This window comes from Methylobacterium sp. WL8 (genome assembly GCF_008040045.1).
Classification (GTDB): domain Bacteria; phylum Pseudomonadota; class Alphaproteobacteria; order Rhizobiales; family Beijerinckiaceae; genus Methylobacterium; species Methylobacterium cerastii.
The window spans coordinates 1-7,789 of record NZ_VRVF01000121.1 but is presented as its reverse complement, the minus strand read 5'-3'; the positions used below and the strand labels follow the sequence as shown (position 1 = coordinate 7,789).

The 7,789-nt window shown below is 68.7% G+C and carries 13 protein-coding genes and 1 pseudogene; 12 read left to right on the top strand and 2 right to left on the bottom strand.

What is annotated here, in order from left to right; translation table 11 throughout:
• The 4 genes and pseudogenes from FV234_RS24495 to FV234_RS27015 form a co-directional block, all read left to right on the top strand.
• A pseudogene (locus FV234_RS24495) lies at positions 1 to 112 on the top strand (IS5/IS1182 family transposase); the annotation flags it as partial.
• Positions 113 to 356: 244 nt separating this feature from the next.
• Positions 357 to 617, top strand: a complete 261-nt coding sequence (locus FV234_RS24490; protein ID WP_147832239.1) for a hypothetical protein — start codon at positions 357 to 359, stop codon at positions 615 to 617.
• Positions 614 to 1,408 (top strand): hypothetical protein, encoded by a 795-nt coding sequence (locus FV234_RS26385; protein ID WP_187273800.1) that lies wholly within the window; start codon positions 614 to 616, stop codon positions 1,406 to 1,408. The genes FV234_RS24490 and FV234_RS26385 overlap by 4 nt, the downstream gene beginning before the upstream one ends.
• On the top strand, positions 1,344 to 1,526 hold the full coding sequence (locus FV234_RS27015; protein ID WP_281407970.1) for a hypothetical protein: 183 nt from the start codon (positions 1,344 to 1,346) through the stop codon (positions 1,524 to 1,526). The genes FV234_RS26385 and FV234_RS27015 overlap by 65 nt, the downstream gene beginning before the upstream one ends.
• Before the next feature lie 92 nt (positions 1,527 to 1,618).
• On the opposite strand, the gene FV234_RS24480 is transcribed toward FV234_RS27015, so the two are convergent.
• Positions 1,619 to 2,290 carry a recombinase family protein gene (locus FV234_RS24480; RefSeq protein WP_147832235.1) on the bottom strand — a complete coding sequence of 224 codons (672 nt, stop codon included), beginning with the start codon at positions 2,288 to 2,290 and terminating at the stop codon, positions 1,619 to 1,621.
• A 120-nt stretch (positions 2,291 to 2,410) separates the two neighbouring features.
• On the opposite strand from FV234_RS24480, the gene FV234_RS24475 reads away from it, so the two are divergent.
• The 5 genes from FV234_RS24475 to FV234_RS24455 all read left to right on the top strand — a co-directional run bounded on the left by FV234_RS24475 (position 2,411) and on the right by FV234_RS24455 (position 4,536).
• Positions 2,411 to 2,713 (top strand): hypothetical protein, encoded by a 303-nt coding sequence (locus tag FV234_RS24475; protein ID WP_147832233.1) that lies wholly within the window; start codon positions 2,411 to 2,413, stop codon positions 2,711 to 2,713.
• Positions 2,710 to 3,000: a hypothetical protein gene (locus tag FV234_RS24470; RefSeq protein WP_147832231.1), complete on the top strand. Its 291-nt coding sequence runs from the start codon at positions 2,710 to 2,712 to the stop codon at positions 2,998 to 3,000. The genes FV234_RS24475 and FV234_RS24470 overlap by 4 nt, the downstream gene beginning before the upstream one ends.
• A gap of 95 nt (positions 3,001 to 3,095) precedes the next feature.
• Positions 3,096 to 3,521, top strand: a complete 426-nt coding sequence (locus tag FV234_RS24465) for a hypothetical protein (protein ID WP_147832229.1) — start codon at positions 3,096 to 3,098, stop codon at positions 3,519 to 3,521.
• Between the two features lie 2 nt (positions 3,522 to 3,523).
• Positions 3,524 to 4,114: a hypothetical protein gene (locus FV234_RS24460; protein ID WP_147832227.1), complete on the top strand. Its 591-nt coding sequence runs from the start codon at positions 3,524 to 3,526 to the stop codon at positions 4,112 to 4,114.
• A gap of 50 nt (positions 4,115 to 4,164) precedes the next feature.
• On the top strand, positions 4,165 to 4,536 hold the full coding sequence (locus FV234_RS24455) for a phage tail assembly chaperone (RefSeq protein WP_147832226.1): 372 nt from the start codon (positions 4,165 to 4,167) through the stop codon (positions 4,534 to 4,536).
• 5 nt (positions 4,537 to 4,541) lie between these two features.
• Here FV234_RS24455 and FV234_RS24450 read toward each other — a convergent pair whose 3' ends face one another.
• Positions 4,542 to 4,787 carry a hypothetical protein gene (locus FV234_RS24450; protein ID WP_147832224.1) on the bottom strand — a complete coding sequence of 82 codons (246 nt, stop codon included), beginning with the start codon at positions 4,785 to 4,787 and terminating at the stop codon, positions 4,542 to 4,544.
• A gap of 17 nt (positions 4,788 to 4,804) precedes the next feature.
• On the opposite strand from FV234_RS24450, the gene FV234_RS24445 reads away from it, so the two are divergent.
• The 3 genes from FV234_RS24445 (at position 4,805) to FV234_RS24435 (ending at position 7,642) form a co-directional block, all read left to right on the top strand.
• Positions 4,805 to 6,673, top strand: a complete 1,869-nt coding sequence (locus FV234_RS24445; RefSeq protein ID WP_147832222.1) for a phage tail tape measure protein — start codon at positions 4,805 to 4,807, stop codon at positions 6,671 to 6,673.
• A gap of 69 nt (positions 6,674 to 6,742) precedes the next feature.
• Positions 6,743 to 7,213, top strand: coding sequence for a hypothetical protein (locus tag FV234_RS24440; protein WP_147832221.1), 471 nt, complete (start codon positions 6,743 to 6,745; stop codon positions 7,211 to 7,213).
• 228 nt (positions 7,214 to 7,441) lie between these two features.
• Complete coding sequence (locus FV234_RS24435; RefSeq protein WP_147832219.1) at positions 7,442 to 7,642, top strand: hypothetical protein; 201 nt, start codon at positions 7,442 to 7,444, stop codon at positions 7,640 to 7,642.
• Positions 7,643 to 7,789: the final 147 nt, after the last annotated feature.

Here is a 7,789-nt window from a genome sequence, read left to right as displayed (position 1 = left end):
CTGCCGCCGTCTCGCGAAGGATTGGGAATGCAAAAGCCGGAAAGGGCGAGCGTTCGTCCTCTTGGCCTCCATCCGCCTCATGACCCGAAAGCTCTGTCAGAAAACATTATGATGCCGGACAGACTCTGAAATCTGCGAGGTGATCGCGGCGTGCACGAAGGTGCAGAGCGAGTACGCCGCCACCGCCCGCCTGTGCCTCCGAGCGATCGACTGCCGCGATGCAGCTCTGGCTGTCATCGCGGCTGCGGAGAGCGCGCCGCCGGCACCTCCGAAGGCATCGCAGCGCCCAGGCGCAAAGCCCGAAGACACTGACTGGTGACCCCATCCGCTCTATCCACCGACCCTTAGGAGACACCATGACCTCGCAACCCTTCCCCACGGGCATCGATCAGCACCGACTGCTGAATGCTGCCGAACGGGCCGTCTTCAACAGTGGCGTCCAAGCGGTGATCGACGCGGCTCGCGACGCCGCCGCCGCCATCGAGGCCGGCGAGAACGCGGCGACCGATCACATGCTGGGGGCGGCGGAAGCGTTGCGCTCGTTCGCGGAGGCTGCGGAGGACCTGCGGCTGGAGCGCCCGGACCTTCCCGTAGCAGCTGGGGAGCGGATGCAATGAAAGCGCCGGCAACCATCAAGGCCGTGCGTGAGCCCCACGCTCGGGAGAAGCAGGAGAACGCCGCGGCCCTGAAGAGGCTCGGGAAGCGCCGGGTGCCCTTCAAGGTCAAGATCCAGGCCACCGGTGAGGACCAGGTGCTCGTTCACGGGGCACCGCATTCCGACGCGCTCGGGCACCACCTTCGGATGCTGGACACCTTCGGCACGGCCTCCCCGGAGTTCGCATCACGCGGGTTCGGGCGCCTTGGGGCGGTCATGCGGGACCGGGGGCAGGACCTTCCGACCGAGGAGCAGACCAACGCGGCCCTGGCGGCCATGTCCGGCATCGCGCCCCAGGACGAGTGCGAGTCGATGCTGGCTTCGCAAATGGTGGCCACCAACGAGGTCGCCATGGAGATGCTGACGCGGGCCAAGATGGCGACCAGCGGAACGGCCATGCAGGAGTGCGGCACCCTCGCAGTGAAGCTCCTGCGGACCTTCACCGCCCAGGCCGAGGCCATGGCGAAACTCCGGCGCGGCGGGGAGCAGAAGGTCACGGTCGAGCATGTGCACGTTCACGAGGGCGGGCAGGCGATCGTCGGCAACGTCACCACCGGGAAGGGTGGGGGCTACCTCGAAAAGGGAGACCAACCCCATGCACTCACTGGATCGGCAGCCCTCGCCCTTTCGGACGGCGCCACGATGCTGCGCGAAGACCCGCGCCGGGACCGCCTGCCAGTCGCCAGCGGTGAACGGGAAGACGAGGTGCCGGATGCACGGCGGCGCCCCCGGAAGCGGCGCACCGAGGGGTGAACGGAACGGTGCCTACCGGCACGGCATGCGGACGGTCGAGGCTCTGGAAGTGGATCGGGGATGCCGGGCGCTGGTCCGGCGGGCCCGGGCCTTCCTCGAGGACATCCCCGACTCCTGACGGCATCGGGAACTGAGCCCGCAAGGGCATCGGAAGGAGGACAGCAGATGGGCGATCCCAGGAGCGCGCAGCGCGCGAGGCCGGGGCAGGTGTTAAGCCTGAGCCGCCACCCGCTGCACCTGAGTAGCCGACCACGTGCCGCCGCGTGCGGTCGGGATGCGGCGCTCGTTCAGCCCCGCAGCGATCTCGCGGAGGGAGACCGCACCACCGGCCCGGATCTCTGCGATGACTGGGGCGATGTCCACGGAGCGGGCGGCAGCCTTGGCCTGCCGGGACTTCGCGCTTTTGACCCTAGCGGCGTCTGTAACCCCTGCGCCGACCCGGTAGCCACCGAGCTTTTTCCCGGCGGCCTTGGCAGCCTGAAGGGCCGCCTTCGTACGAGTCGAGATCATCTTGCGCTCGGCCTGCGCCACCACCGCCATGATGCCGACGACCATCTCGTTCGCCTCCGGCATGTCGGCCGCCACGAAGCGGACGCCGGCGGCCTGGAGGTTGAGCAGGAAGGCAGCGTCGCGGGACAATCTATCGATTTTCGCGATCACCAACGTGGCGCCATGGAGACGGCACAGGCGCAGCGCCTCGTCGAGCTTGGGCCGGTCGTTGCGCTTGCCAGACTCGACCTCCACGACCTCGCTGATGACGGTCCAGCGGCCCCCGTTGAGGTAGTCGGCAACGGCGCGGCGCTGGGCCTCCAGGCCGAGGCCGGACGCGCCTTGCTTCGCGGTGCTCACCCGCAGGTAGCTGATGAACTTGCCCTCGGCCATCGGTCTCGAAACCCCGTCACGCGAAAAGCTACGTTCGTTGAAACACACGTAACACGTCCCGCGCTCCCGTCAATCTGCCATCTGCCTCGCGACTGGCCCCTCTGGCCTCGGAGCGTTCCCATGCCCGTCCCCGCCCCGCCTTGGCACCCGCTGACCACCGTGCCGCTCGATCGCCCCGTCGACCTTCGCATCGAGCGTTGGATCTACGCCGGCTCGCGCCTGACGACGAACCACGTCCGCGGTGCAAGCTGGATCACCCGGACCAGCGTCCGCCACCCGGCCCCGCACTGGAGCCGCGTCCCGACCGGTTGGCGTGCCGTGGCATGGGCTCCGAACACCGACCCCGCCGCGCGGCCGGTGACGCGCAACCGCCGCGGTGGGCCGCCGATCGCCCAACCCGACCACCCGGGGGCCGCTCGATGACGCCGCAGGTGCTGAAACCCTGGGACCGGCAAGAGGCGTGCGAGGTGAAGCACGCCGCCTGGATCGCGCGCCGAAGCCCCGCCACGATCCGCGCATGGGCCGAGCAACACCACATCGGCCGGCGCATCGTTGACGGCGCCTGGATGATCTCGCTGCCGGCCCTGCTGATGCTGCTCGACGACGACCGCGCCGCGCTCAATGCCTACCTCGCTGGGGACCGTCGATCCGACGCTTTCGAGGCGTATCGCGAGCGCGCCAACAGATTTCTTCCCGCAGAAATCACATAAAACGCAGAAAACGCAGAGAGCGCATTCTTGCTGTAGGCCACCCCGCGAAGCCGGTGCAGGTTCCGATCCGCACCTGATCTTGCGGAGCCTACAAAGTGATCGAAACCCAAGACGAGCGTCGGGCCCGGCTCATCGCCGCAGGCAAAAATCCCGACACCCTCCAAGACGGCGAGGTGTTCCGCTTCGGCCTGATGATGGCGGACAGCATGTCCGGGGCCTCCACCACGAAGGATGCCGCCGTGCCCATGACGTTCACCGACGCGATGCCGCAGATCCATTCCGAGTTCCAGTTCAAGATCCGGCACTGCATCGGCCGGATGAACGACAAGGACCCCTTCATCGTGGAGCAGGGGATCAGCGATGCCCGTGGGATCATCTCGCGCATGGCGATGCAGCGGGACGGCTACGGCGCCGGCACCGGCATGGTCACGGACGCCGCCAAGTCGGCACTGACGACCTGCGCCGACCACCTCTCGGGCATCGTCGTGGCGACCCAGCAGCGCCTGCGCGCGAGGCGCTGAGCATGTTGGACCAGCTTCCCCTCTCCGATCGCGTCGCCGCCGTCCTGACGGCTGCCACCACCTCGGGCGCCGTCTCGGCGCTGATCTCCGAAGCCGCCGCCGAGGCCGGCCGCCTGAAGGTCGCCCTCGACGCAGCCGAGGCGACGAGCCTCGACCCGCTCGTGCCCGGTGCCGAGGCTGCCAGCGCCGCCGATCGCTTCGTGCGGCTCGACCTCGACATCCGCCGGCAGCAGGCGGCCCTTCAGGCGCTCGACCGGCGGCTTGTCGAGGTCACCCGCGCCGAGGAGGCGGCCGTCGAACGGGTCCGGCTCGCCGCCGCGAAGAAGCTGCAGGACGCCGCGGTGACGGCGCTCCGCGAGGACTATCCCCGGCTGGCCGGCGAGCTCGCCGCCCTGATGCGCCAGGTCGCGGCGGCCGACGAGGCGATCGGCAGCAAGGGGGCGGTCGAGCACCTGGCCCGCGGCGTCCCGCCGAACGGCGCCACCACGTGGGGCGTCGTTTCGGCCCTCTCCGCGGCCCTGTTCCTGCCTGCCTTCGACGCCCAGGAAGCGGCCTACTTGCGCCCGATCTGGAACGGCCGCGCGCAGGGCTGAACAGCCCGCCGGCCCTCGCCCACCCCGACATCAACCTGAGGAGCGCCACCATGGCGAGCGAGACCAAGATCGGCGGCATCGTCTACCGATGCGAGAAGCTGCCCGCGGCGGACACGATCAAGCTCCTGGTCGAGATGCAGAACGTGTTCGGCGGCAACCCAGCCGTCATGGCATCGGTCGCCTCGGGCGTCGCCGGCACCGGGGCGCATCAGGCCTTCATCGCCAGCACGATCGGCGGCGATGTCGATCCCAACGCCGTGCAGGACTACCTCGCCAGGATGGTCCAGACCTGCCGCGCCGGCAGCGACCCCTGCATCGTCGGCGTGAAGCCGGCCGCCATGAACGACGTGATCGAGGTCGCGTGGTTCGCCATGGGGGTGCAGTTCCGGGATTTTTTGTCCGCAAGCCTGGCGGCCCGCTAGGCGGATCATCGGGCGCCGGAGGGGGCTATCTCTCCCAGCGCGAGATCGACTTCATCGCGCCGAACCTTCGGGACGACGCGTACCTCCTGCGACCGACGCCAGGGTTCTCCCATCCGGCCATCTGCAGCCTTCACGATCTCCGCACGGTCTACACGTTGGACGACCTCGCGACCTTCCACGAGATCTTGGATCTCCGGGAAGCCGCCGGCGAGCGGACCAAGCTGCATGCCGAGCGTGAGGCTGCCCAGCACATGAAGGGACGCCGCCGATGATCATCGAGGAGTTGGTCGCCAAGCTCGGGTTCAAGGTCGGCAGTCTGGCCGAGGCCGGCAAATTCCTGCGCGAGCTGGACAAGATCAAGAAGGCGACCCGCGACGCCGGCAAGGATCTGAAGATCAACTTCGGCGGGTCGGGCAAGGGGCTCGGGGCCGTCATCCGCGACTTCGACCGGGCCACAGCGGCGGCGCGGCGATTCCGCATGGAGGCCGGTCGGGCAGCGCGGGCCGGCGGCGGCCGGGGACCGGGCGCCTACGGCCCCGGCGGCGTGCCGGGCCGGCCGTCTCCCCACCGGCCGGGACCGACGCGCCGGGCTGGCAAGGAGTTCACGCAAGGTGCGGGCGTCCCGATCCTCGCGGCGGGCGCGGTCTACGGTGCCGGCGCCGCCGTGGGCGCGGCCACGCGCTCGTCGATGAAGTTCGAGCGCGCGATGATCGAGGTGAGCAAGGCCACCGACGCGACCGGCTCGAAGCGCGAGGACTACAGCGAGGCGATCATGCGGCTCGCCCGGCAGACCGGGAAGAACAAGGAGGAGCTCGCCGGCATGCTCTCGGCCGCGGGCTTCGCGGGCCGTCCCGAGGGCGAGCTGATGCGCTTCACCGAGTTCGGAGCGAAGGCGAGCGCCGCATGGAACACGACCCCCGAGGCTACCGGTCAGGCAATGGCCGAGATCGGGAACATCTACCAGGCGAACCAAGCCGAGATCGAGCGGATCGGCGACCAGATCAACACCATGGCCGACAAGTCCGCCTCGAAGGAGGTCGACCTGCTGGAGATCCTACGGCGCGTCGGTGGCACCGGCAAGACCGCCGGCATGTCGTCGGGCGACATCCTCGGCTTCGGGGCCGGCCTGAAGGAGCGCGGCGTACAGACCGAGATCGCAGCCGGCGGCATCGAGGACTACATCAACTTCCTGAAGCTGGGCGACGAGTATTCGAAGAACGCCAGCGAGGGCATCAAGGCCCTGGGCTACACATCCGACAATCTCCGCAAGATGTTCGTCGCCAAGCCGACCGCGACAGCGCTGGAGTTCCTCGACAAGATCAACGCCATCAAGGACCCGATGAAGCGCGCCGAGGTGCTGACCGGCATTTTCGGCAAGACTCGGCAGGATGACGTCGAACGCCTTGCCGCATCGGCGCAGAAAATTCGCGAGAACATCGCGATGATCAACGATCCCAAGAATTACAGGGGTTCGGTCGCATCGCAGTTCAGCGAGCAGATGAACAACGACGTGTCGAGGATCGACCAGGCGACGCAATCCATCGACGTGCTCCTGAAGCGGGCCGGCGACTACAGCAAGATCGCGCTCGGTGCCATGGCCGGTGTGCTGAACAAGGTCGTCGACAAGTTCGAGGACGGCATGAAGCCCGCGGAGAGCAAGACCGAGGGCGAGATGATGAAGCGCCTCTATGAGATGAACGGCTTGGCCGAGCCGGTTTCGCTGGAGAACTTCAACGACCGCTTCAACGCGGGCGCCCCCTCCCGATCGCCCTCGATGATCCCGAACAGCCGCAAGGGCGTGCCCTGGCTGACCCGCCAGCCCAACGGCATGCCGAGCATCGCGTTCAACGGTGGGTCGGGCAGCACGGCGCCGACCTTCGGGGGGCTCGGCAACCGCATGGGGACGGACTGGATGGGCAAGGCCGCGGCCGGAACCGCGAGCGTCACCAACGTCACGAACAACAACTCGGGCGGCAACGACAACCGGACCCAATCGGTCAGCATCTCGCAGACCATCAGCGGCGTGGAGGGCGTGGCCGGTTCCGCGGCAGCCGGTGCGAAGAGCGGCCTCGGCTCGATGGGCGCCAGCATCGTGAAGGGGCAGACCGCCTCGACAGGGGCGAGCGCCTCGCCCTGACACCCGACCGTGTCGGCGGTCGCCACCCCGCGACCGCCGCCTGAACCATCCATCGAAAGGCCTGCGACCATGCCCATCATCCAAGGCACCTACGGTCAGATCCGCCCGATCGGCTATCCCGGCCACGTCCCGGACGGCGAGGTCTCGAACCGCATCAGCCGAACCGTCGAGGATTCCGATGGCCTGGTGTTCGGCCGCGCGGCGTTCCGCGGGACCGGCGACCACGGCGTGACGAAGGTGCCCGCGGCCGGCGCCTTCATGGGCGTCGCCATCGCCAACGTGGCCCAGCAGCCGACGCAGGGCGTGGTGCCCGGCGGCTTTCCCGCCGACACCTATCCGACCTTCTCCACGGCCGCGCTGCTGAACGAGGGCCCCATCCGGGTCATCGCCGGCTCGGCCACGACCGACGGCGCCGCAGTCTACGTCGCGGCCGATGGCACGTTCACCGCGGCCTCGGCCGGCAACACGCCAATCCCTGCCGCCTTCGACGAGACGGTCGCGCCCGGCGCGCTGGTCCGCCTGAGGGTGCGCAAGATCTGAATTTCGAGATGCCCGCAAGGGCACGATCTGCGGCGAGGCGGTCCAAGAGGGTGCCGCGACCCATCCGATAACGGGAACCCAAGCTCCATGCCTCGTCGCGCGTCACTGACGATGGTCAAGCCTGGGACGGTCGCACCAATTCACACCGGAGGCTGCGATGCCTCCTTTGGACCGCTGGGGCCGTTCGCGGATGGCCTCGAGAGCGGCGAGCGGGGAGGGCGCACGTAGATGCCGCGCAGGGCCGCCAGCGTCACACAGGCCGATATCGCGCGCGTGATCCGCGCAGCGCAGGCGGCTGGGCTGCCGGTGCTCAGAATCGTCGTGCGCGCAGACGGGGTCGCAATCGAGACAACGGGCGGCTCCGGACGCGATTCCGACCGGGTCCGAGATGCCGCGCTTGCGGAAGTGGAACGGGTGGTGGTCCTATGACGACCGAGATGCCACGCCCGGGTCGTGTCCCTAGGCGTGGTGTAGCTTGGTGAGGGCCACCACGATCACCGGCTTGGGCCGGGACGATCAGGCTGCGAGGGTGGGCAGGCTGACGAGGGGATCATCGCCGATCGGGGCGATGCTTTC

Excerpts from the sequence above, each read along its gene's own strand:
- FV234_RS24490 (WP_147832239.1), top strand. The coding sequence starts at position 357 with ATGACCTCGCAACCCTTCCCCACGGGCATCGATCAGCACCGACTGCTG.
- FV234_RS26385 (WP_187273800.1), top strand. The coding sequence starts at position 614 with ATGAAAGCGCCGGCAACCATCAAGGCCGTGCGTGAGCCCCACGCTCGG.
- FV234_RS24480 (WP_147832235.1), bottom strand. The coding sequence starts at position 2,290 with ATGGCCGAGGGCAAGTTCATCAGCTACCTGCGGGTGAGCACCGCGAAG.
- FV234_RS24475 (WP_147832233.1), top strand. The coding sequence starts at position 2,411 with ATGCCCGTCCCCGCCCCGCCTTGGCACCCGCTGACCACCGTGCCGCTC.
- FV234_RS24470 (WP_147832231.1), top strand. The coding sequence starts at position 2,710 with ATGACGCCGCAGGTGCTGAAACCCTGGGACCGGCAAGAGGCGTGCGAG.
- FV234_RS24460 (WP_147832227.1), top strand. The coding sequence starts at position 3,524 with ATGTTGGACCAGCTTCCCCTCTCCGATCGCGTCGCCGCCGTCCTGACG.
- FV234_RS24455 (WP_147832226.1), top strand. The coding sequence starts at position 4,165 with ATGGCGAGCGAGACCAAGATCGGCGGCATCGTCTACCGATGCGAGAAG.
- FV234_RS24445 (WP_147832222.1), top strand. The coding sequence starts at position 4,805 with ATGATCATCGAGGAGTTGGTCGCCAAGCTCGGGTTCAAGGTCGGCAGT.
- FV234_RS24440 (WP_147832221.1), top strand. The coding sequence starts at position 6,743 with ATGCCCATCATCCAAGGCACCTACGGTCAGATCCGCCCGATCGGCTAT.
- FV234_RS24435 (WP_147832219.1), top strand. The coding sequence starts at position 7,442 with ATGCCGCGCAGGGCCGCCAGCGTCACACAGGCCGATATCGCGCGCGTG.